Below are 22,173 nucleotides of genomic sequence, written 5' to 3'. Positions count from 1 at the left end.
GGCGAAATCTAGGTTCCGTGCGTCAAGACCAAGGATAAAGCCGATTCTCGTGGTGTGAATACATGAGAATTTCTCCTGCATTCGAGCGGGGCTGCCATGACACATGACACGATCCGGCGATCGACGGCCGAGTTTTTCGGGACGTTCTGGCTCACCTTCGGAGGCTGCGGCGCGGCCATCGTCTCCGCATCCTACCCCGCCCTCGGCATCGGCTTTCTCGGCGTGGCCCTCGCCTTCGGGCTCACGGTGCTGACCATGGCCTATGCGGTGGGGCATATCTCAGGCGGCCATTTCAACCCGGCCGTCACCCTCGGCCTGTGGTCGGCCGGACGCTGCGCCGACCATCACGTGGTCCCCTACATCGTGGCGCAGGTCGTCGGAGCGGTGTTCGGCGCGGGCGTGCTCTACCTCATCGCCTCCGGCAAGGCCGGATGGGTGCCGGGCGGTTTCGCCTCGAACGGCTACGGCGACCTCAGCCCGGGCAAGTACGGATTGCTTTCCTGCTTCCTGGTGGAGGCCCTCGCCACCTTCTTCTTCCTGTTCATCATCATCGGAACGACGTCGAAGGGCGCGGCCACCGGGTTCGCCGGCATTCCCATCGGCTTCGCCCTGGTCCTGATCCACCTGATCTCGATTCCGATCACCAACACCTCCGTCAACCCGGCGCGCAGCAGCGGCCCGGCCCTGTTCGCGGGCGCGGAGGCCATGGGGCAGCTCTGGCTGTTCTGGCTGGCGCCGATCCTCGGTGCCGTCACGGCGGGCGCCATGGCGCGCTGGCTCTACGAGCCGGACACGCTCATCGAGACCACCATCGTGGAGAAACGGTCGGCGGCGTGAGGGTCGACCGGCCGAGCGGTTGGGCCTCGGGGCCGAGGTCCGCCCTCTCCCACCCGACGACCTCATCCCGGGGCGCCGCGAAGCGGCCTCCAGAACCCGGAGTGCCAGTTGGAGCCCTCCTTCGAGGCCTCCGCTTCGCTCCGGCGCCTCAGGATGAGGATTCTGGTGGGATGAGAATAGGATGACCGAGGCCGACATTCTCCTCTTCCCACCCATCCACCTCATCCTGAGGCGCCGCGAAGCGGCCTCGAAGGAGGCCTCCAGAATCCACGGCGCGAACGGGAAGCTCCCTCCCCTCTAACTCTGCCAGACCCGCGGCATCGGCATGCCCCGGTAAGCCACGAGGAGGCGCGTGGCCGTCGCCCGCAGGGCGTCGGGGGCGGCGCTCAGGAATCGGGCAACGAGGTGCCCGTTCCAGGCACTGGCGGCGACGTCGACCCCCGGTGACGCGAGCGCGTCCACGTGGCTGCGGAACGCCTCCAGCCGCGCCTCGGCATCGGGCGAGACGTCGAGGAGGGTCGCCATGGCCCGGGCGCCGCCGCCGAGGGCGGTCCGCTCCAGCAGGGCGGTGATCGGACCGTCGAAGGCGAGGGATTCGGCATAGGCCAGACGCCCGCCCCGGCGGATGCGCCACGCATCCCGGAACAGGCCAGAGTCCAGGCGCTCGTGGCGGGCGGTGCGCCCGAAGACGACGGCCTCGAAGGCGAGCAGGCGCGCATCCGGGGCGAGATCGGCCTCGAACCGCCGCTCCATCCGCGCCCGGTCGAACAGGATGGTCTCCTGCGGCAGCCAGTCGAGGCGTGCCCCCTCGGCGAGCACCGCCCGCGTGCCCACGTGACTCGACGGTCCGTCGGATTTGTAGATCTTCTCGGCGGCGGTGGTGGTGAGGACGAGATGGGCGCCCGGGCCGATCTCAGCCTCGACCTGGAACCCGTCGCCGCAGGCGATGCCGCCCGCCGTGTTCAGGAGGACCGCCTCGCAGGCCCCCGCGGCGTGGCGCGGAAGCCGCAGGCGCAGCGGCCCGGCCTCGGAGAGGTCGGCCACATGCGTGCCGATCCCGTGGCGGACGACGCGCACGCGGACGCGCCCGTCGGAGCGCTGCCGCGCCGGCGCCGCGTCGGGGGACGGCACGGCGATACTTAATCCATCATGGGCCACGCGCGTGCGGGCTCGGTCGTTCGCCGCCTCAGGCCGGTCCCGTGGCGACGGGCCGCGCGGGGTCGACGCCCCATTCGGACCAGGAGCCGTCATAGAGCGCGCGGGGGGGATGACCGAGGGTCTCGAGGGCCAGGGCGACGATGGCCGCCGTCACGCCCGAGCCGCAGGTGGTGACCACGGGTCGGGCCGGATCGACGCCGGCATCGGCGAAGACCTTGCGCAGGGCCTCCGCGTCCTTCAGCCGGCCGTCGGCCTGGAGCGCGGAATAATGGACGTTGCGTGCGCCCGGCATGTGGCCGGGGCGCACGCCGGGGCGCGGCTCGGCCTCCTCGCCGCGAAAACGCGGGGCGGAGCGGGCATCGACCACCTGGGCCGAGCCGGTCTTGAGGGCGCGGGCGACGTCGGCGGCATCGGCCACGGCCCCGTGGTCGAGGCGCGCGGAGAAATGGCGCCGGTCGCGGCGCGGGCCGTCGCCATCCTCGGTGGGACCGCCGGCGGCGAGCCAGGCCGGAAAGCCGCCCTCCAGGATCTGCACGTCGCGCACGCCGAAGGTGCGCAACATCCACCAGACGCGGGGCGCGGAGAACAGGCCCATCCCGTCATAGACGACGATGTGCATGCCGTCGCCGATGCCGAGCTCGCGCATGCGCGAGGCGAAGACCTCCGGCCGGGGCAGCATGTGCGGCAGGGGCGAGGTCTCGTCGCTCATGGCGTCGATGTCGAAGCGGATCGCGCCGGGGATATGGGCGGCCTCGTATTCGGCTGCGGCATCGCGCCCCTGGGCGGGCAGGTACCACGACGCATCGAGCACGATGATGCCCGGTGCGCCGAGACGCTCCTTGAGCCAGCCGGTCGTGACGAAATGCGAAGGCGCCATGTCTGCTCTGTCCGATCATAAGGAGGTCGACGCCACTCAACCACATCCGCCCCCGGCTTGCCCAGTCGCCGGCTCGCCGGGGCGGCACCTTGCGCACGCCCCATCTTGCACAGGCGCCACGTTGAGGCGAAAGCTCCCCGCAATGACCAGCCATCGCCACAGACGTCATCCGGAGGCCGCCCGATCGTGACTCCGCGCGAGACGTTCCACATCGAGATCCTCGGCTCCGAGGACGAGGGCGAGGACCGCGTGCGCCAGCGCCTGTCGATCCGCGCGAGCGGGGCGGAGAGCGCCACGGAGCGCGCGCTCCTCCTGTTCGCGCGGGCACGGGCGCCGCAGCGCTCGGGCGGACCGGCCGAGGCGGTGCGCGTCATCGACGGGGCCGGGACGGAGGTGTTCCACCGGACCCGCTTCGACGAGACCGCCTGACCATGCGCCTCCTCGCGGCCCTCTGCGCGATGCTGCTGTTCGCCGGCCTGTTCGTGCGCAGCTACACCGTGCCTCCGGCTCCCGACCGGCGGGGCGGCACCACCCTGGCCCTGGCCTATCCCAACCGCGCCCTGTTCGGCAGCCCGCGCGGCGATTGCGTCGGCACGCCCCCGGACGAGGTGGTCATCGCCTGCCTGATCGGCTCCGTGTCCCGGTTCCGCGCCGAATCGATGCCCCTCGTCCAGCTCCCTTTCTGCGGCACCTGCTACGGCCTGTCCCAGAGCCTCGCCGCCCTCGGCCGCGACGAGACGGCGGTCCGGGCCAGGCTCGATCAGATGGCGCGCTACGGCTGGTAACCCCCGCGCCCGGCGAATGGCTCGGGCACCACGTTGACTTCGCAGGCGCGAAAGCGCATATCGCAGTCGCAGCGTCAGCGACCGTGACAGGTTCGCTTGAGAGGGCTGCGTGACGGATCGCCGATTGCGCGTCAGCGCGGCCCAAGCGACCTGAGCCCCTCTCTTCAACGTGCATGCACCCGGATCGCCCCATCACGCGGGCGGCCTCCAGCTCAACGGACCAGCCCCTTCGACAAGACGGCCATCGTTTCGGTGGTGTCCGGCCGGTCCCGCTGCCTGAAAGTCTACCCTTGACCCAATTCACCGATTTCGGCCTCGCAGAGCCCGTTCTGCGCGCCCTGGATGAGGCCGGCTACAAGACCCCGACCCCGATCCAGGCCCAGGCCCTCCGCCCCGCCATGGAAGGCCGCGACCTCTGCGGCATCGCCCAGACCGGCACCGGCAAGACCGCGGCCTTCGCGCTGCCGATCCTCCACCGCCTCGCCCAGAACCCGCGCAAGGCCATCCGTCGCGGCTGCCGCGTGCTGGTGCTCTCGCCCACCCGCGAGCTCGCCAACCAGATCGCCGAGAGCTTTTCCGACTACGGGAAATACCTGTCGTTCACCAACACCGTGGTGTTCGGCGGCGTCACCATCTCCCGCCAGGAGAAGGCGCTCGCCAACGGCGTCGACATCCTCGTCGCCACGCCGGGCCGCCTCATGGACCTCATCGAGCGCCGCTCGCTGACCCTCGAAGCCGTCGAGATCCTCGTCCTCGACGAGGCCGACCAGATGCTCGACCTCGGCTTCATCCACGCCCTCAAGCGCATCGTGAAGATGCTGCCGAAGGAGCGCCAGAGCCTGTTCTTCTCGGCCACCATGCCGAAGAACATCGCCGGCCTCGCCGACCAGTATCTCCGCGACCCGGTGCAGGTCGCCGTCACCCCCGTGGCGACCACCGCCGAGCGCGTCACCCAGGAAGTCATCTTCGCCCATACCGGGGCGAAGCAGGCCCTGCTCAACCACATCCTGCGCGACCCGAAGATCGAGCGCGTGCTCGTCTTCACGCGGACCAAGCACGGCGCCGACCGCGTGGTGCGCGGCCTGGAGAAGGTCGGGATCAACGCCTCCGCCATCCACGGCAACAAGTCCCAGCCGCAGCGTGAGCGGGCTCTCGCCGCGTTCAAGGACGGGTCCTGCCGGGTGCTGGTCGCCACCGACATCGCCGCCCGCGGCATCGATGTCGAGGCGGTGAGCCACGTCATCAACTACGACCTGCCCAACGTGCCCGAGAGCTACGTCCACCGCATCGGCCGCACCGCGCGCGCCGGGGCGAACGGGCTCGCCATCTCGTTCTGCAACGACGAGGAGAAGGCCTACCTGCGGGATATCGAGCGCACCACGCGCCAGAAGATTCCCGTCGGCGCCTTCCCCGAAGGCTTCAACCCGCCGACCCGCCAGGAGGCCGCCGAGGCCGCCCAGGCCGAGGAGCGCCGTCCGGCGCCCCAGGGCCAGCGTCCCGGCCAGCGCCAGGGCCAGCGTCCCGGCGGCGGTCGTCCCGGCGCCGGTGCCCGTCCGGGCGGCGGTCGCGGTGGTCAGCCCGCCGGGCAGGCCAGGTCCGGCCGTCCCCAGGAGGGCCGCGGCGATCGCCCGTCGGACGGACAGGGCCGCGGCCCCCGTCCCGACCAGCGCGGCGACAACCGCGCTCCGCGCCAGGGCGAGCGCCCGCGCAGCGGCGGCGCCGGCAGCAATGCCGGCGGCGAAGGCCGTGCCATCGGCTGGCTCGATCGCTTCCCGCGTTCCTGATCTCACTTAACGCTTCGACGGTCGGGTTCGCCCGGCAAAGCAGGTTCGCGTTGGTAAGCCAACGCGAACCTGCTTGGTTTTCTGGTGTGGCGCAGGTTTAGGTCGCAGAACCGGCGGCCGCTTCCGCGAAACCTGCTTAGACGCCGCCCCGGATCATCCGGGGCGGCGTTGTCGTGTCCGGGCTCGCTGCCGGGACGGGATTGCCGACGGGCGATTCCGCGCCATCTGACCCTATAGCGGTCATCGCCGCGAGGGAGGCGTGGACATGCGTTTCGAACTCTACCGGGATTCGGGTGGCGAGTGGCGCTGGCGCCTCAGGGTCACGAACGGCAACGTCATCGCCGATTCGGCCGAGGGTTATGCCCGCCGGGAAGATTGCGAGCACGGCATCACCTTGGTGAAGGGCTCGGCCGAGGCCAGCGTGGTCGACATGACGCTGAAGATCGCCTGACCCGTCCACCCGGCCCCGCTCGGGCGAAAGCCGTTCGCGACAAGGCTAACCGTTAAGCGTGCCGGCAGGGGGCATGAAACGGTTTGCCGATTCCATGCGTTCGGCTGACGGCCAAGCATGCATTCCCGCGCATGCCGTCGTATCATCACCGTCGTTCGATCATCCGAGGAGTCATGAACGTGCTGAGGAAACTCCTTCTGGCCGCATTGCTGGCCCTGGGCTTCGCCGCCCTGGCCCCCCAGGGCGCTTCGGCCGCGCCCATCGGCCCGGTTTCCGCCCTTCAGAGCGAGGCCGCGCCGGCCGTCGTCGAGAAGGCGCAGTATTACTACCGCCGGCCGTATTACCGTCGCCCGTTCTACCGTCGCCCCTATTACGCCCGCCCGTATTACCGTCGTCCGTACTTCGCGCCGCGTCCGTTCTACCGTCGCCCGTACTACGCCCCGCGCCGGTTCTACGGCCCGCGTCGCTTCTACTACTGAGTCGGCCACGCCGGCCGGTTTCGAGGCCCGGTCGTCCCCTTCGGGACGGCCGGGCTTTTGCTTGACCTGACGCCACCTCTCGGCCGATGCAGGAGGCCAAGCCGCGCCTCGGACGAACCAAGGCCGCGCCTCGGACGAACCAAGGCCGCGCCTCGGACGAACCAAGGCCGCGCCTCGGACGAACCAAGGCCGCGCCTCGGACGAACCAAGGCCGGCGGCGATCAGGGGGGAGACCGCAATGGGCGAGACCAGCGACCCGCGTGGGGACCTCACGGTGCGCACCATCGCGATGCCGGCCGACACCAACGCCAACGGCGACATCTTCGGCGGCTGGGTGATGTCGCAGATGGACCAGGCCGGGGGCATCGCCGGCGTCGACCAGGCGCAGGGCCGCGTGGTCACGGTGGCGGTCGATGCGATGACCTTCATCCGCCCGGTGCGGGTGGGCGACGTGCTCTGCGTCTATACCCGGGTGGAGAGTGTGGGCCGCACCTCCATGAAGATCCAGGTCGAGGCCTGGGCCCGGCGCTTCCGCACCAAGCTGCGCGAGAAGGTCACCGAGGCCACCTTCACCTTCGTGGCCATCGACGACGACGGCCGCCCGCGCCGGCTTCCCAAGCCGGAGCCGGAGAGTTCTTCGCCGGAGCCGTGAGGCCCTGAGAGGCGGGCATCAAACATTCGGAGGGGCCACGCGCTGGCGCAGGCCGGTGATGACGGCCTTCAGGACGTCGGAATCGACCTGATGCCCCGCGGCCGAACGGACGGCGTCGACCCGGTCGTGGACGAAGGCGAGCTTGGCGATGACGGCCGGGGTGAGCTTGAAGGGATAGAGCGCCGGCTGCCCCATGCTCCGGCTGAGGGAATTCACCGCGTAGGTCAGCGGCAGCCAGACCGAGACCAGCCGGTCGAGGTCGGGGGACTGGTATGGATCGAAATCGATCACCACGGGCTCCGGCGCGCTGCTGCGCAGGCGCGGCCGCAGATGGAGCTCGAAGGCGCTCGCCGTCTCCACCGTGTCGACGATGTGGAGGTAATGCGCCCAGGTCTCGGCGAAATCCTCCCACGGGTGGCTGGTGGCGTAGGCGCTGACGTAGGATTCCTGCCAGTCCGGCGGCGCGCCCTGGGCGTAGTAGCGCTGCAGCGCCATGCCGTAGCTGGCGCGCTCGTCGCCGAACAGCTCGCGGAACGCCCAGATGCTCGGGTCGTAGCGGACCAGGACGTTCCAGAAATAATGCCCGATCTCGTGGCGGAAATGCCCGAGCAGGGTGCGGTAATACTCGCCGAACAGCATCCGCCGGCGTTCGCGCTCGACGTCGTCGGCCTCGGCGATGTTGAGGGTGATGAGGCCGCTGCGATGCCCGGTGAGGACGGGCGGGCCGACGCTGTAGCTCTCGGCCGGATCCACCAGGAAATCGAAGGCGAGGCCCGTGGCCGGGTTCTCCTCCCGCGTCATCAGGGGCAGGTCCAGGCGCAGGAGCGAGTAGAACAACCGGTGCTTGGCCGCCTCGATCTGGCGCCAGCGGGTGAGGTTCCAGTCGAGCGCTAGGTCCGGGACAACGCGGTTGTGCCGGCAGGAGGTACAGTAGCGGTCCTGGCTGTCCTCCGGCACCAGCCAGTTGCACGCGTGGTAATCGGAATTCGCGCAGAAGCGGTATTTTTGGGCCGGGTCGGCATAGGCGTGCCAGACCGAACCGGAGGGTTCGAGGGCCGACATCTCATGCGACTGGCAGACATAGCCGAGCCGCCGCTGGCAGCTGTCGCATTCCGTGCTCTCGAAGCTCACCGGCTGGTCGCAGGCCTGGCACTGAAAGACCTTCATCGGGCGGCCGTGCCCGCCGGACGGTCGCCGCGGAGGGCGAGCGGGAGCGCGTCGCGGCGGCGTCCCGCGCCACGATGCACGGAATTTGCTTCATGCCCGGCGACGGGCCGCATCGCCACGCCGTATGTCTGAACTGCCAGGGCCAAGATCCTCACGCGATGAACGTCTTCGCCTTCCACCACCCGGTCGGGCAACGTCGCTGTAGACTAGCACCGAATTCGACTGCCGTCGGCGCTGTTCCCGGCCTATGGTCATTCGGCCTCGAAACGCCGATGACAGCCGGGATGCGCTTCGGCGATGCGCTCCGGCTTCCCGCCGCCGGCGCGCGTTCATCGCGCGCCCGGCACCACGTCTGAACCAGCGGGAGTCCCCGTGTCCATCAAAGCCGCCCTCCACCACGTCACCCACTACAAGTACGATCGGCCGATCCAGCTCGGACCACAGGTGATCCGCCTGCGCCCCGCGCCGCATACGCGCTCGTCCGTGCCGGCCTATTCCCTGAAGATCCTGCCGGAGAACCACTTCATCAACTGGCAGCAGGACCCGAACGGGAACTGGCTCGCCCGGCTGGTCTTCCCCGAGCGGACCACCGAGCTGAAGATCGAGGTCGATCTGATCGCCGAGATGGCGGTGATCAATCCGTTCGACTTCTTCGTGGAGGACTACGCCCAGAGCCGCCCCTTCGCCTACGAGAGCGACCTCACGGCGGAGCTGAAGCCCTATCTCGTCACCGACGACGCCACGGGACCGGAGATCGACGCGCTGCTCGAGCGGCTGCCGGAACAGCCCAACACCGTGCTCTTCCTCGTGGCCCTCAACGCCATGATCGCCTCCGAGGTGACCTACGGCGTGCGCATGGAGCCGGGCGTCCAGACGCCGGCCGAGACGCTGACTCTGAAGAGCGGCTCCTGCCGCGACTCCGCCTGGCTCCTCGTCCAGGTGCTGCGCCGCATCGGTCTCGCAGCACGGTTCGTCTCCGGCTACCTGATCCAGCTCATTCCCGACACGACGGCGGTGGACGGCCCGGCCGGCACCTCCACCGACTTCACCGACCTGCACGCCTGGGCCGAGGTCTACCTGCCGGGCGCCGGCTGGATCGGCCTCGACGCCACCTCCGGTCTCCTCTGCGGCGAGGGTCACATCCCGCTCGCCGCCACCCCGCACTACCAGTCCGCCGCGCCGATCTCGGGCCTCGCCGAACCCGCCGAAGTGGAGTTCGGCTTCGAGATGACGGTGACCCGCGTGGACGAGGCGCCGCGCATCACCAAGCCCTTCTCCGAGGAGGTCTGGGCCAAGATGGATGCGCTGGGCGAGCGGATCGACGTCGATCTCGTCGAGCAGGACGTGCGCCTGACCATGGGCGGCGAGCCGACCTTCGTCTCCATCGACGATTTCGAATCGGCCGAGTGGAACGCCGCCGCCGTGGGGCCGACGAAGCGCGGCCTCGCCGACAAGCTGATCCGGCGCCTGCGCACCCGCTTCGGACCGGGCGGCATGCTGCATTACGGCCAGGGCAAGTGGTATCCGGGCGAGAGCCTGCCGCGCTGGGCCTTCGCCCTGTACTGGCGCCGGGACGGTAAGCCGATCTGGAGCAATCCGGACCTGGTCGCCAAGGAGGACGGCCCGCGTGACGCCACCTCCAGCAAGGCGAAGGCGCTGATCGACGGCGTCGCCAAGCGCCTCGGCCTCGAGTCTTACGTGTTCCCCGCCTTCGAGGATCCGATCTACTGGGAGGAGAAGCGGGAGGAGCTGCCGATCAACGTCACCACCTCGGACGCCAAGTTCCCGAATCCCGAGACCAACGCCCGCATCGCGCGGGTATTCGAGCGCGGCCTCGGCGAAGCCGCCGGCTATGCCCTCCCCCTGGCGAGCCTGCCGCTCGGCAAGGACGATCCCGACGACCGCCGCTGGATCTCGGAACCCTGGCAGTTCCGCCGTACCCACGCCTTCCTGACGCCGGGCGATTCACCGGTGGGGTATCGCCTGCCCTTGAGCTCGCTGCCCTTCGTGCCGCCGGAACACTACCCCTATTACCAGCCCCAGGATCCGCTGGAGGAGCGGGGGGCGCTCCCCGAGGGCCATCCCGGCACGAAGACCGAGAACGGATCGGGCGTCACCGGCGTCGCCGTGCGCACGGCGCTCGCCGTCGAGCCGCGGGACGGGGTGATGCGTGTGTTCATGCCGCCACTGCAGCGCGTGGACGAGTATCTCGAACTCATCGGACATCTCGAGGCCGTCGCCGCCGAGCTGAAGCAGCCCCTGCATATCGAGGGCTACGAGCCGCCGTTCGATCCGCGCCTCAACGTCATCAAGGTCACGCCCGATCCGGGCGTCATCGAGGTGAACGTGCATCCCGCCACCTCCTGGCGCGAGGCCGTGACCATCACCAGCGAACTCTATGAGGATGCCCGCCAGATCCGCCTGGGCGCGCAGAAATTCATGACCGACGGCCGCCATACCGGCACCGGCGGCGGCAACCACGTGGTGCTGGGCGGCGCGACGCCCAACGATTCGCCGTTCCTGCGCCGGCCGGACCTGCTGAAGAGCCTCGTGCTCTACTGGCAGCGCCACCCCTCGCTCTCCTACCTGTTCGCCGGCCTCTATATCGGCCCGACGAGCCAGGCGCCGCGCATGGACGAGGCCCGGCACGACGGGCTCTACGAGCTCGAAATCGCCATGGCGCAGGTGCCGAAACCCGACGAGCCCAACATCCCGCGCTGGCTGGTGGACCGGATCTTCCGCAACATCCTCGTGGACGTCACCGGCAACACCCACCGCTCCGAGATCTGCATCGACAAGCTCTACTCGCCGGACGGCCCCACCGGCCGTCTCGGCCTGCTGGAGTTCCGCTCCTTCGAGATGCCGCCGGACCCGCGCATGAGTCTGGCCCAGCAACTCCTGCTGCGGGCCATCGTGGCCTGGGCCTGGCGCGAACCGCAGGAGGGCGGCTGTGTCCGTTGGGGCACGGGCCTGCACGATCGCTTCATGCTGCCCCACTTCCTCTGGACGGACTTCCTCGGCGTGCTGGAAGACCTCCGCCAAGCCGGTTACGACTTCGACCCGGCGGCGTTCCAGGCGCAGTACGAGTTCCGCTTCCCCGTCTTCGGGACGGTGGAGCAGGGCGGCGTCAAGCTGGAACTGCGGCAGGCATTGGAGCCCTGGCACGTGCTGGGCGAAGAGGGGGCGATCGGTGGAACGGTGCGGTACGTGGACAGCTCGGTGGAGCGTCTGCAGGTCAAGGTCGAGGGCTTCGTGCCCGGCCGCCACGTCATCAGCTGCAATGGCCGGCGCCTTCCGATGACCGGCACCGGCACGGTGGGCGAAGCGGTGGCGGGCCTGCGCTTCAAGGCGTGGCAGCCGGCCTCCTCGATGCATCCGACGATCCCCGCGCATTCGCCCCTCACCATCGATATCCTCGATGCGTGGAGCGGACGCTCACTCGGCGGCTGCCGCTACCATGTCAGCCATCCCGGCGGGCGCAACTACGAGACCTTCCCGGTGAACACCTACGAGGCCGAAGGGCGCCGTCTCGCGCGCTTCCAGGCCCACGGCCACACCCCCGGCAAGGTCGAGATGCCGGTCGAGGAGATCAGCCGCGAATTTCCGCTCACCCTCGATCTCAGAACGCCAGCACCCAGATGACCCAAATGGCCGAGGCGCCAGCCGGAGGAACGGCGTCGCATGTCGTGCGCTGGACCTCGGACTACCGACCTCGGCCCGGAATCCCGGACGAGTTCGCGGGGCCGGACGGGCCTTGCGAAGGGCCTTGCAAAGGCGCCTGGCCACGTCTGCTCGACCGCCTCGGCGCCCTCAGCGGAGCCGAGATCACCGCCCGCTTCGCCTCGGCCGAGCGGCACATCCGCGATACCGGCATCTCGTATCGGATCTACGGCGACCAGCGCGAGCATGCCTGGCCGCTCAGTTCCCTGCCCCTGGTGATCGAGGGTGCCGAATGGCGCGCCCTCAGCGCCGGCATCGTCCAGCGGGCCGGGCTGATGGAATCCATCGTCTCGGACATCTACGGCCCCGGCCGGATGGTGTCGGAAGGGGTGCTGCCGGCCGCCCTCGTGGCCGGTGCGCCAGAATTCCTGCGCCCGCTCTCGGGGGTGACGCCGCCGGGCGGGCGCTGGCTCAAGCTCTATGCCGCCGATATCGGCCGGGGGCCGGACGGGCGCTGGCGGGTGCTCGCCGACAGGACTCAGGCCCCCTCCGGCCCCGGCTACGCGCTGGAGAACCGGATGGTGCTGACCCGCGCCTTCCCGGACCTCTATGCCGACCTCCACGTCGAGCGCCTGGCCCCGTTCTTCCAGGCGTTTCGCGATGGGCTGGTCATGGGCGCGCAGCGCAGCGACCCGCGCATCGGCCTGCTGACGTCCGGCCCCTTGAGCTCGACCTATGTGGAGCAGGCGGCGCTGGCGCGCTATCTCGGCCTGCTGCTGGTGGAGGGCGACGACCTCGTGATGCAGGACGGGGTGCTGCATGTGCGCACCGTCTCGGGCCTCAAGCGCATCGACGCCCTGTGGCGGCGCATCGATTCCGACTATCTCGACCCGCTCGAACTCAACCCGGCCTCGCGCCTCGGCGTGTCCGGCGTGCTGGAGGCCCTGCGCGACGGCAGCCTCGTCGTCGGCAACATGCCGGGTTCCGGCATCCTCGAATCGGGGGCGCTCGGGGCCTACCTGCCGCGCATCGCACGCTACTTCCTCGGCACCGACCTCAGCCTCCAGGGGCCGAAGAGCTGGTGGTGCGGCGATCCCGAATCCCTCGCCCATGTGCGCGACAACCTCGAACGGCTGGACCTGCGGCCGGTGGCGACCCCGACCAAGGGCATGGGGCGCGACGCCATCCTCGGGCCGCACGCCATCGTCGCCGAGCGCGAGCGCGTGGTGGCCGCCCTGCGCGACCGTCCGATCGACTACGTGGCGCAGGAGCACGCCCCCCTCTCCACCATGCCGGGCTGGGAGCCCGGCCCCGACGGGATGCGCCTCGTGCCCCGCCCCTTCGTGCTGCGCGTCTTCGCGGCGGCGACGCCCGACGGCTGGCGGGTGATGCCCGGCGGCTTCTGCCGCATCTCCGAGCGGCCCGACGTGAACCCGATCGAGATGCGGGCCGGGATCAAGTCGGCGGATGTGTGGGTGCTCTCGGACGGCCCGGTGGAGCCCGTCTCGCTGATGCATCCGGGCGCGCCCCGCGTGCGCCGCATCGCCGGCCACCTGCCGTCCAGGGCGGCCGACAACCTGTTCTGGTTCGGCCGCTACGTGGAGCGGGCGGAGGCGGTGATCCGCCTCGTCATCGCTCATCTCGGCAGCGTCGGGAACGCGGTGATCGCCGACATGGCCGGCACCGAGAGCGCGCCCACCGCTCTCCGCATCCGCGCCCTGCTGGACGAATGGGGCGCCATCGAAGCGCCCGACCTGCCGACGGCGAAACTCGCACAGGAAGCCCTGAGCGGGCGGGCGACCTACGGGTCGGCCCTGTCCCACAGCCTGTCGGCGCGCCACAACGCGGCCTCCCTGCGCGAGCGGCTCTCGAGCGAGGCCTGGCGCGCCCTGGCCGATCTGAGGGACCTCCTCGACCTCGACGAGGCCAGGGAACTGGCCGAGGCCGAACTCCTCGGGCTGGCGGAGCGGGCGCTCGGCCACATCGCCGCCCTGGCGGGGCTGGCGCAGGAGAACATGAACCGCACGGCGGGCTGGCACTTCGTCGATCTCGGCCGCCGGATCGAGCGGGCGATCAACACCTGCTCCTTCGCCGCCCGGTTCGCGGGGGACGAGGCGACGGCCGAGGATCTCGGCGTCATGCTGTCCCTCTGCGATTCGCACGTCTCCTTCGGCGCGCGCTACATGCAGGGCGTGGCCATCGACCCGGTGCGCGACATGGTGCTCCTCGACCCCTTCAACCCGCGCTCCGTCGCTTTCCAGATCGAGGCGATCTGCCGGCATCTCGCCGACCTGCCGGCGCTGCGCGTCGACGGCCTGCCCGAGTCGCACCGGCGCCTCGCCCAGAAGCTCGCCGCCGAATTCACCACGGCCGAGGCGTCGGAGCTCGACGGGGCGGCCCTGTCCCGCCTCGAGAACACCTTCGAGGGCCTGGCCGACGCGATCGTCACCCGCTACTTCCCCAACGGACCGCATGCCATGCGGCCGGAAAAGCTGGTGGGGCTCGCGTGATCTATACGCTGCGCCACCTCACCACCTACCGCTACGGCAAGCCCGTCCGCTACGCCCGCTGCGCCCTCAGGCTGCAGCCGCGCGACGGGGAGGGGCAGAGCGTCCTGTCGAGCGAGCTGACGATCTCGCCGACGCCGCGGACCCGCACCGTGCGGCGCGACTATTTCGGCCTGGAGGTGGTCACCTTCCTGATCGACACCCCGCATAGCGAGTTGCGGGTGGAGGCCCTCTCGCGGGTGGAGGTCAAGCGTCCGCCGCTGCCGCAGCCGGAATCCGGCATGCCCTGGGAGACGGTGCGCGACACGGCGATTTCCGGCCGCTCGATGGCGCCCGACGCGCCCGTGCATTTCGTGTTCCCGAGCGTCAGGGTTCCCCTCGACCCGGACGTGACCGACTATGCCCGGGCGAGTTTCACCCCCGGCCGGAGCGCCTATGGCGGCGCCGTCGACCTGATGCGGCGCATCCGCACCGACTTCACCTTCGACGCCAAGGCGACCACCGTCCACACGCCGCTGGCCGAGGCCTTCGCTCTCAGGGCGGGGGTGTGCCAGGATTTCGCGCATATCATGATCGCCGGCCTGCGCGGGCTCGGCCTGCCCGCCGCCTATGTCAGCGGCTACATCCGCACCATCCCGCCCGCCGGCCGGCCGCGCCTGCGGGGCGCCGATGCCAGCCATGCCTGGGTCTCGGTCTGGTGCGGGGATGGCTGGATCGGCCTCGATCCCACCAACAACATCGGCGCCTGCGACGACCACATCGTGGTGGCGCGGGGCCGCGACTACACCGACGTCTCGCCCATCGACGGCATCGTCTCCTCCTCCGGCCCGCAGAAGCTCAAGGTCGAGGTGGACGTGATCCCCGACGGCGAGGCGATGCCGGAGGCGGCGGGCGAGCCGGAGGCCGAAACGGCCTGAATCCGGGCCTCGAAGGAGGGGCCAGTCCGCGCTCCGAGTTCTGGAGGCCTCCTTCGAGGCCGCTTCGCGGCGCCTCAGGATGAGGTGGTCGGGTGGGAAGGCGAACCTCGGTCCCGGTAACTCATTCTCATCCCATCAAAATCCTCATCCTGAGGTGCCGCAGCGAAGCGAAGGCCTCGAAGGAGGCATCCAGATCGCACAACGCTGCTGGAAGCCTCACCCGCCCCCCTCCCCCTGGAACGGATGGATCGGCGGGATCAGCGCCGCGGCGAGTTCCAGCCGGCCGGAGATGACGCCGCGCTCGGTGATCATCGTGTCGGCGATGGTCTGCAGCGTCGCCGCCGGCCCCTGGACCAGCACCACTTCGAGGGTCTGGTTGTTCATCAGGTGGACGTGGAGCGAGGAGATCACCTCGGCGATGTAGCGCCGCTGCAGGTCGGCCAGACGCTGCTGCACGCCCGGCGCGAGATGATCGTAGAACAGCGTGATCGTGCCCACCATCACCCGGTCGCCGACCTTGTGTCGGTGCTCCACGAGCGAGCGGTGGAGGATCGTCGCCACTGCCTGGGAGCGGCTGGCGAAGCCCCGCTCCCCCACCATGGTGTCGAGTTCGCAGAGCAGGTCCTCGGACAGCGACAGGCTGATCCGGCTCACCGGCTTGCGCCGCCCGCCCGCGCCCTCCTCCGGGACCGCCCCGTCATCGGCACCCAATTCGGTCTCGTCGCCACCGGCCATCGGGCCTCTCCTCCATGCCGGGCCGAACCTGGCACGTCTCTTGTATGGGTGAAACGCAATCGGTATTACGATTTCCAGCGATCGTACTACGCGGTTCGGAGAATGCAGATGCACCTTTCCACGATCCTGACCGCCGGACGCAAGGCCATCACGGGCTGCGCCCTCGCCCTGGGCCTCCTCACGGCCTCCGCCTCCATCCCCGTGGCGCACGCCGCCGAGCCCCTGCGCATCGGCTACAGCGACTGGCCCGGCTGGGTGGCCTGGCAGGTCGCCATCGAGAAGGGCTGGCTGAAGGAAGCCGGTGTTGACGCGAAGTTCGAGTGGTTCGACTACTCGGCCTCCATGGACGCGTTCTCCGCCGGCAAGCTCGACGCCGTCACCTGCACCAACGGCGATGCCCTGGTGATGGGCGGCAACGGCGCCAAGAACGTCATGATCATGCTCACCGATTATTCCAACGGCAACGACATGATCGTCGGCAAGCCCGGCGTGAAGGCGCTGGCCGACCTCAAGGGCAAGAAGGTCGGCCTCGAAGTCGGCCTGGTCGAGCATCTCCTCCTCATCAACGGCCTGGCCAAGCTCGGCCTCAAGGAGACGGACGTCACCCTGGTCAACGCCAAGACCAACGAGACCCCGCAGGTGCTCGCCTCCGGCGACGTCTCGGCCATCGGCGCGTGGCAGCCCGTCGCCGGGCAGGCGATGAAGGGCGCGGCCGGCGCCAAGCCGCTCTACACCTCCGCCGACGAGCCGGGCCTGATCTACGACGTGGTCACCGTCTCGCCGGCCAGCCTGTCGGGCCGCCGGGCCGAGTGGATCAAGTTCGTCGGCGTCTGGAACAAGGTCGTCGCCTATATCCAGGACCCGAAGACGCAACCCGACGCGGTGGCGATCATGGCGGCCAAGGTCGGCATCGACGCGCCCACCTTCACCCGCTTCCTCAAGGGCACCAAGCTCCTCACCCTGGCCGAGGGCGCCAAGGTGATGAAGGATGCCGACGGGTTCGGCTCCCTCTACGGCTCCAGCCGCTACGCCGACGCCTTCAACGTCAAGTACGAGGTCTACAAGACCGCCCAGGACGTGAAGAGCTACATCGACCCCGCGCTGACCGACGGCAAATGAGCGCGGAGATGCGCCAGGGCGTGGAGCGAGCGCCCCTTCTCCCCCCTGCGGGAGAAGGTGGCCCGCGCCGCGGGTCGGATGAGGGGAGCGCCATTTCCGGAGAGGTCTCCCCCTCTCCCGGTCGCTCCGCGACCACCCTCCCCCGCGAAGGGGGGAGGGACGCGCCGGCCCTGCGGCCGTCCCCCCGCCGCCGCTCCTGGGTCGGCGTGGCCCGGCCGCTCTCCCCACGCCGGCGGACGAGCCTCGCCATCCTGTCGTTCCTGATCCCGCTCCTCGCCTGGGCGGCGGTCTCCTACGTGCCGTTCCTGTGGCATCCCCTGGTGGAGGTGACCGAGCCCGGCGACATCGCCTGGATGGAACCGGGGATGCGCGTGCCGAAGGCCGCCTTCGCGGAGGAGGTCGCCTCGGCCAAGGCCGCCGGCACCGCCGAGCCCGCGGGCAGGCCCGCCAACCCGGTCTACCTCCCCGCCCCGCACGAGGTGGCCACCGCGTTCTGGACCTCGCTGACGGCCCAGCCGACCCAGCGCGACGCCATCCGCCTGCCCTTGAGCCTGTGGCACTCGATCCAGATCATCGCCCTCGGCTTCCTGCTGTCGTCGCTGATCGGCGTGCCGCTGGGAATCCTCTGCGGCGCCCAGCCGACTTTGGCGCGCCTCACCGAGCCGGTCATCGAGTTCGTGCGCTACATGCCGGCCCCCGCCTTCGGTGCGCTGATGGTGGCCATCCTCGGCATCTATGACGGGCCGAAGATCGCGATCATCGTCATCGGCACCTTCTTCCAGCAGGTGCTGGTCATCGCCAACACCACGCGGCGGATCGAGCCCCTGCTGATCGAGGCGGCGCTGACGCTCGGCGCGCGGAATCTCCGCCTCATCCGCCGGGTGATCGTGCCGGCGATGCTGCCGCAGCTCTACCGCGACCAGCGCATCCTGCTCGGCTGGGCCTGGACCTACCTCATCGTCGCCGAACTCATCGGCACCTCGTCGGGCATCACCTTCTTCATCACGCAGCAGGCCCGCTACCAGCATTTCGACAACGTCTACGCCGCGATCCTCATCATCGGCCTCGTCGGCTCGGCCACGGATCTCGCCCTCGCCTGGCTCGGCCGCCGGCTGTTCCCCTACGACAGGAGCGAAGCGTGAACTCGGTCTCTCCCGTCTCCTCGCCCGTCGCCTCTCCCGTCGTCCTGCCGATCGAGGCCTGCGATTACCGCACCCAGTGCGAGCCGGTCCGTGCCCGGTTCGAGAAGCTGAAGAGCCGCGAGGTCGCCCTCCGGGTCGAGAAGCTGACGAAGACCTTCCGCAAGCCGGATGGCGGCACCACGGTGGCCCTGAAGGACATCGACCTCGTCACCCACCGGCGCGAGTTCCTCTGCGTCGTCGGGCCTTCGGGCTGCGGCAAGTCCACCTTCGTGCGCATCCTCGCCGGGCTCGAGACTTCCACCTCGGGCGTGGTCAGCGTCGAGGGCGTGCCGGTCTCGGGGCCAGGGGCCGACCGGGGCATGGTGTTCCAGGGCTACACCCTGTTCCCCTGGCTCAGCGTGCTGCGCAACGTCGCCTTCGGCCTGGAGGAGAACGGCACGCCGCGTCGGGAAGCGGAGCGCGAGGCCCGGCAATGGCTGGCGCTGATCGGGCTGGAGGCCTTCGCCGACAGCTACCCGCACCAGCTCTCCGGCGGCATGAAGCAGCGCGTGGCCATCGCCCGGGCGCTGGCCACCCGGCCGCGCATCCTGCTCATGGACGAGCCGTTCTCGGCCCTCGACACCCAGTCGCGCGCCCGGATGCAGGCCTATCTCATCGAGATCTGGAAGAAGATCGACATCACCATCGTCTTCATCACCCACGACCTCGACGAGGCGGTGCATCTGGCCGACCGCATCCTCGTCCTCAGCGCCCATCCGGGCGAGGTGGCCGAACTCATCGAAGTCCCGGTGCCGCGCCCGCGCAGCCACAACCAGGCGCTCACCCCCGAATTCCGCGCCACCCGCGCCCGCCTCGATGCGCTGATCCACCCGCCGAAGGACGAGGCCGAAGACAGCGTCGCCCCCGACGTGGTGACGCGCATGACGTCTGCGGGGGACGAGGTGGAATGATGGCCCGCGCTCATTCTCCCGGTGTCGTGCGCATCCCCCTCTCCCCGCGTGCGGGGAGAGGGCTTCCTGCCCCCTTGCCGGGGCAGGAAGCGAGGCGGCAGCCGACGGTGAGGGGGCGGTTCCGGATGAGCCACATCCGTCGACACCCCCTCACCCTCGCTTCGGCTTCGCCTGCGCTACCCGCCGGCACGACGGGGTGCCGGCGGGCCTCTCCCCGCCCGGCGGGGAGAGGGGGGCGCGCCTGCGTCGTCGACCTTCAGGCATCCCGGCCATGACCACACCCTCCCCCCTCCTCTGGGCGAACAGCACCTGGGACGAGATCCCCGGCGACCTCGCCGCCGTCTCGCGTGCGGCTGAGCGCATCCCCCTCTCCCCGCTCGCGGGGAGAGGGCTTCCTGCCCCCTTGCCGGGGCAGGAAGCGAGGCGGCAGCCGACGGTGAGGGGGCGGTTCCGGTTGAGCCACATCCGTCGACACCCCCTCACCCTCGCTTCGGCTTCGCCTGCGTTACCCGCTGGCACGACGGGGTGCCTGCGGGCCTCTCCCCGCCCGGCGGGGAGAGGGGGCCGCGCCTGCGTCGTCGTCGACCTTTGGTCGTCCCGGCCATGACCACACCCTCCCCCCTCCTCTGGGCGAACCGCACCTGGGACGAGATCCCCGGCGACCTCGCCGCCGTCGCCTATGCCGCCATCCTGCCCGTGGGGGCCACCGAGCAGCACGGGCCGCATCTCGGCACGGGCATGGATTTCGTCCTGGCCGAGGCCCTGACCCATGCGGTCTCGGCGCGGACCCGCGTGCCGGTGCTCCCTACCCTCCCCTATGGCTGTTCCCTCGGGCACAGCCGGCGCTGGCCCGGTACGATCACCCTCGATCCCGTGATGATGATGCGGCTCGTGGCCCAGATCGGCACCTCGGCCTACCAGTCGGGCGTGCGGCGGCTGTTCATCGTCAACGCCCACGTCACCAACGCCGCGCCCCTGCGCTGCGCCCTGGAGATGCTGCGCGCCGCCCATGACGACCTCATGGTCGCCCTGGTGAACTCCGCCACGGTGAGCGAGCGCGTCCGCGCCGCGCATTTCGCCGACGCCGACGACTGGCACGCCAACGCCGCCGAGACCGCGCTGATGATGGCGACGGCGCCCGATCTCGTGCGCCCGGACCGCATCGCCGATGCGGACGATCCCGACCGGACGGAGGGGCTCGTCTTCTCCCATCCGGTCAACCGGACGAGCCTGAACGGCGTCACCGGACGCCCCTCGCAGGCGAGCCTCGAAGACGGGGAGCGTCTGTTCGGCTGGATGGTCGAGGACCTGTCCGCCCTCGTCCTGCGGGGCCTCTCCGAGACCCCGCCGCTGCCCCATTCCTTCTCCGTTTCCGCTTAAAACCAAGGAGCCGCCCGATGGCGCATGCCACCGAAATCGATCCCGCCATTGCCAAGCTGCAGGACGACCTGCGCGCCAAGGGCGTGAAATACGTCATCGGCGCCTATGTCGACATCCACGGCGCACAGAAGGCCAAGGTGGTGCCCGTCGACCACCTGCCGCAGATGGCGGCGGGGTCCGAGCGCTATACCGGCTATGCCCTCGACGGGCTCGGCCAGGCCCCGAACGAGGACGAGCTCGCCTCGGTGCCGGACTTCTCGCAGCTGATCCAGCTGCCCTGGGAATCGAAATTGGCCTGGTGCCCGGCCGACCTCACCTTCCAGGGCCAGCCCTACCCGCTCTCCACCCGCGTCGCCCTGAAGACCGTGCTGAAGGATGCCGAGGCCATGGGCTTCGGCTTCAACCTCGGCATCGAATGCGAGATCTTCCTGCTCAAGCAGGAGGCGGACGGCTCGCTGCACACGCCGATCCCCGACGATAAGCTGGTGAAGCCCTGCTACGACGTGCGCGGCTTCGTCGACAACTTCACCTGGCTCGACAAGGTCGCCACCACGATCAACGATCTCGGATGGGACTTGTATTCCTTCGACCACGAGGATGCCTGCGGCCAGTTCGAGTTCGATTTCAACTATGCCGACGCCCTGACCATGTGCGACCGGCTCACCTTCTTCCGCATGATGGCCAAGCACTATGCCAAGGAAGAAGGCCTCATCGCCACGATGATGCCCAAACCCTTTGCAGATCGCACCGGCAATGGCGCGCATTTCAACATGTCCCTCTCCGACAAGGAGACGGGCAAGAACGCCTTCGCCTGCGACCCGAAAGACGATCCGCGCGGCCTCGGCCTCACCGAGACCGGGTACCACTTCATCGGCGGCGTGCTGAAGCACGGGCGGGCGCTCTGCGCCGCCTTCGCGCCGACCGTGAACAGCTACAAGCGCCTCGTGCGCCAGGGCTCCATGGCCGGCTTTTCCTGGGCGCCGGTGTTCAACTCCTACGGCTCGAACAACCGCACCAATTCGGTGCGCGTGCCGGCCGGCGGCGGACGCTGCGAAAGCCGCAACGCCGACGGCGCGGTCAATCCCTACCTCGCCGCCGCCCTGGTCCTGGCGGCGGGTCTGGAGGGCGTGCGCGAGCGGATCGATCCGGGGGCTCCCAACGAGGACAACCTCTACGACCTCACCGACGCCCAGCGCGCCGAGCGCGGCATCGAGTTCCTGCCCCAGACCCTCGCCGAGGCGGTGGACGCCTTCGCCGCCGACCCGCTGGTGGAGAAGACCCTGGGCAAGGCGCTCCGCGACGAGTTCATCCGCTACAAGCGCGCCGAGTGGGAGGAGTATCACCTCACGGTCAGTGCCTGGGAGATCGAGCGCTACAGCCATCTGTTCTAGGCAGGCTCAACAGACGTGGTCGCCGGTTTTGCATCGTGACACCGGCGACACGTCAAAGTCCCTGGCGAGGTGAAGCATTGGCGGGCCGATACGAACCTCGCTTGTCGTTAACCCTCGCTCGAAGCGGATTCTCAACACACTCATGCTTCTCTCCCGCTGTCATTATTGGTATTCGCAAGGGT

19 protein-coding genes are annotated in these 22,173 nt (G+C 69.7%); 15 read left to right on the top strand and 4 right to left on the bottom strand.

The annotated features are described in order from the left end of the window. Window positions 1-96 precede the first annotated feature (96 nt). Window positions 97-837 carry an aquaporin Z gene (gene aqpZ / locus A3OM_RS0107335; protein ID WP_018043088.1) on the top strand — a complete coding sequence of 247 codons (741 nt, stop codon included), beginning with the start codon at window positions 97-99 and terminating at the stop codon, window positions 835-837. A 297-nt stretch (window positions 838-1,134) separates the two neighbouring features. Here aqpZ and A3OM_RS0107325 read toward each other — a convergent pair whose 3' ends face one another. Then, window positions 1,135-1,968 (bottom strand): urease accessory protein UreD, encoded by an 834-nt coding sequence (locus A3OM_RS0107325; protein ID WP_018043086.1) that lies wholly within the window; start codon window positions 1,966-1,968, stop codon window positions 1,135-1,137. A 55-nt stretch (window positions 1,969-2,023) separates the two neighbouring features. Next, window positions 2,024-2,872, bottom strand: a complete 849-nt coding sequence (gene sseA / locus A3OM_RS0107320) for a 3-mercaptopyruvate sulfurtransferase (RefSeq protein ID WP_018043085.1) — start codon at window positions 2,870-2,872, stop codon at window positions 2,024-2,026. A gap of 186 nt (window positions 2,873-3,058) precedes the next feature. Between sseA and A3OM_RS0107315 the strand changes: the two genes are divergently transcribed. From A3OM_RS0107315 to yciA, 6 genes are all read left to right on the top strand, one after another. After that, window positions 3,059-3,301, top strand: a complete 243-nt coding sequence (locus A3OM_RS0107315) for a hypothetical protein (protein ID WP_018043084.1) — start codon at window positions 3,059-3,061, stop codon at window positions 3,299-3,301. Between the two features lie 2 nt (window positions 3,302-3,303). Beyond that, window positions 3,304-3,657, top strand: a complete 354-nt coding sequence (locus A3OM_RS0107310) for a hypothetical protein (protein ID WP_018043083.1) — start codon at window positions 3,304-3,306, stop codon at window positions 3,655-3,657. Between the two features lie 290 nt (window positions 3,658-3,947). After that, window positions 3,948-5,441 (top strand): DEAD/DEAH box helicase, encoded by a 1,494-nt coding sequence (locus tag A3OM_RS0107305; protein WP_018043082.1) that lies wholly within the window; start codon window positions 3,948-3,950, stop codon window positions 5,439-5,441. A gap of 265 nt (window positions 5,442-5,706) precedes the next feature. Further along, window positions 5,707-5,892 carry a DUF1508 domain-containing protein gene (locus A3OM_RS0107300; protein WP_018043081.1) on the top strand — a complete coding sequence of 62 codons (186 nt, stop codon included), beginning with the start codon at window positions 5,707-5,709 and terminating at the stop codon, window positions 5,890-5,892. A 179-nt stretch (window positions 5,893-6,071) separates the two neighbouring features. Continuing rightward, a complete protein-coding gene (locus tag A3OM_RS0107295; RefSeq protein WP_026175810.1) occupies window positions 6,072-6,371 on the top strand; it encodes a hypothetical protein in 300 nt (99 codons plus the stop codon). A 238-nt stretch (window positions 6,372-6,609) separates the two neighbouring features. Further along, a complete protein-coding gene (gene yciA, locus A3OM_RS0107290; protein ID WP_018043079.1) occupies window positions 6,610-7,023 on the top strand; it encodes an acyl-CoA thioester hydrolase YciA in 414 nt (137 codons plus the stop codon). Window positions 7,024-7,041: 18 nt separating this feature from the next. On the opposite strand, the gene A3OM_RS0107285 is transcribed toward yciA, so the two are convergent. Beyond that, window positions 7,042-8,190, bottom strand: coding sequence for a putative zinc-binding peptidase (locus A3OM_RS0107285; protein ID WP_018043078.1), 1,149 nt, complete (start codon window positions 8,188-8,190; stop codon window positions 7,042-7,044). Window positions 8,191-8,562: 372 nt separating this feature from the next. Here A3OM_RS0107285 and A3OM_RS0107280 point away from each other — a divergent pair, with 372 nt between their 5' ends. The 3 genes from A3OM_RS0107280 to A3OM_RS0107270 are packed head-to-tail and all read left to right on the top strand — an operon-like array spanning window position 8,563 to window position 15,274. Continuing rightward, window positions 8,563-11,832 carry a transglutaminase family protein gene (locus A3OM_RS0107280; protein WP_018043077.1) on the top strand — a complete coding sequence of 1,090 codons (3,270 nt, stop codon included), beginning with the start codon at window positions 8,563-8,565 and terminating at the stop codon, window positions 11,830-11,832. Then, the gene (locus tag A3OM_RS0107275; RefSeq protein WP_051074306.1) at window positions 11,829-14,360 is read left to right on the top strand and encodes a circularly permuted type 2 ATP-grasp protein; all 2,532 of its coding nucleotides are present in this window, start codon (window positions 11,829-11,831) and stop codon (window positions 14,358-14,360) included. Before A3OM_RS0107280 ends, A3OM_RS0107275 begins: the two co-directional genes overlap by 4 nt. After that, window positions 14,357-15,274: a transglutaminase family protein gene (locus A3OM_RS0107270; RefSeq protein ID WP_018043075.1), complete on the top strand. Its 918-nt coding sequence runs from the start codon at window positions 14,357-14,359 to the stop codon at window positions 15,272-15,274. Before A3OM_RS0107275 ends, A3OM_RS0107270 begins: the two co-directional genes overlap by 4 nt. Window positions 15,275-15,490: 216 nt before the next feature. On the opposite strand, the gene nikR is transcribed toward A3OM_RS0107270, so the two are convergent. After that, window positions 15,491-16,009, bottom strand: coding sequence for a nickel-responsive transcriptional regulator NikR (gene nikR / locus A3OM_RS0107265; protein WP_018043074.1), 519 nt, complete (start codon window positions 16,007-16,009; stop codon window positions 15,491-15,493). A 102-nt stretch (window positions 16,010-16,111) separates the two neighbouring features. Here nikR and A3OM_RS0107260 point away from each other — a divergent pair, with 102 nt between their 5' ends. The 5 genes from A3OM_RS0107260 to glnT all read left to right on the top strand — a co-directional run bounded on the left by A3OM_RS0107260 (window position 16,112) and on the right by glnT (window position 21,991). Further along, on the top strand, window positions 16,112-17,128 hold the full coding sequence (locus A3OM_RS0107260) for an ABC transporter substrate-binding protein (RefSeq protein ID WP_018043073.1): 1,017 nt from the start codon (window positions 16,112-16,114) through the stop codon (window positions 17,126-17,128). Continuing rightward, window positions 17,125-18,270 carry an ABC transporter permease gene (locus A3OM_RS0107255; protein WP_157196452.1) on the top strand — a complete coding sequence of 382 codons (1,146 nt, stop codon included), beginning with the start codon at window positions 17,125-17,127 and terminating at the stop codon, window positions 18,268-18,270. The genes A3OM_RS0107260 and A3OM_RS0107255 overlap by 4 nt, the downstream gene beginning before the upstream one ends. Further along, window positions 18,267-19,220, top strand: coding sequence for an ABC transporter ATP-binding protein (locus A3OM_RS0107250; RefSeq protein ID WP_018043071.1), 954 nt, complete (start codon window positions 18,267-18,269; stop codon window positions 19,218-19,220). Before A3OM_RS0107255 ends, A3OM_RS0107250 begins: the two co-directional genes overlap by 4 nt. Window positions 19,221-19,823: 603 nt before the next feature. Continuing rightward, a complete protein-coding gene (locus tag A3OM_RS0107245; RefSeq protein ID WP_043764519.1) occupies window positions 19,824-20,600 on the top strand; it encodes a creatininase family protein in 777 nt (258 codons plus the stop codon). Window positions 20,601-20,617: 17 nt separating this feature from the next. Continuing rightward, the gene (gene glnT / locus A3OM_RS0107240; protein WP_018043069.1) at window positions 20,618-21,991 is read left to right on the top strand and encodes a type III glutamate--ammonia ligase; all 1,374 of its coding nucleotides are present in this window, start codon (window positions 20,618-20,620) and stop codon (window positions 21,989-21,991) included. Window positions 21,992-22,173 lie beyond the last annotated feature (182 nt).

Origin of the sequence: Methylobacterium sp. 88A (genome assembly GCF_000376345.1) — a bacterium.
In the GTDB taxonomy this organism is placed as follows: Bacteria; Pseudomonadota; Alphaproteobacteria; order Rhizobiales; family Beijerinckiaceae; genus Methylobacterium; species Methylobacterium bullatum.
This window is presented reverse-complemented; position numbering and strand designations above follow the sequence as displayed.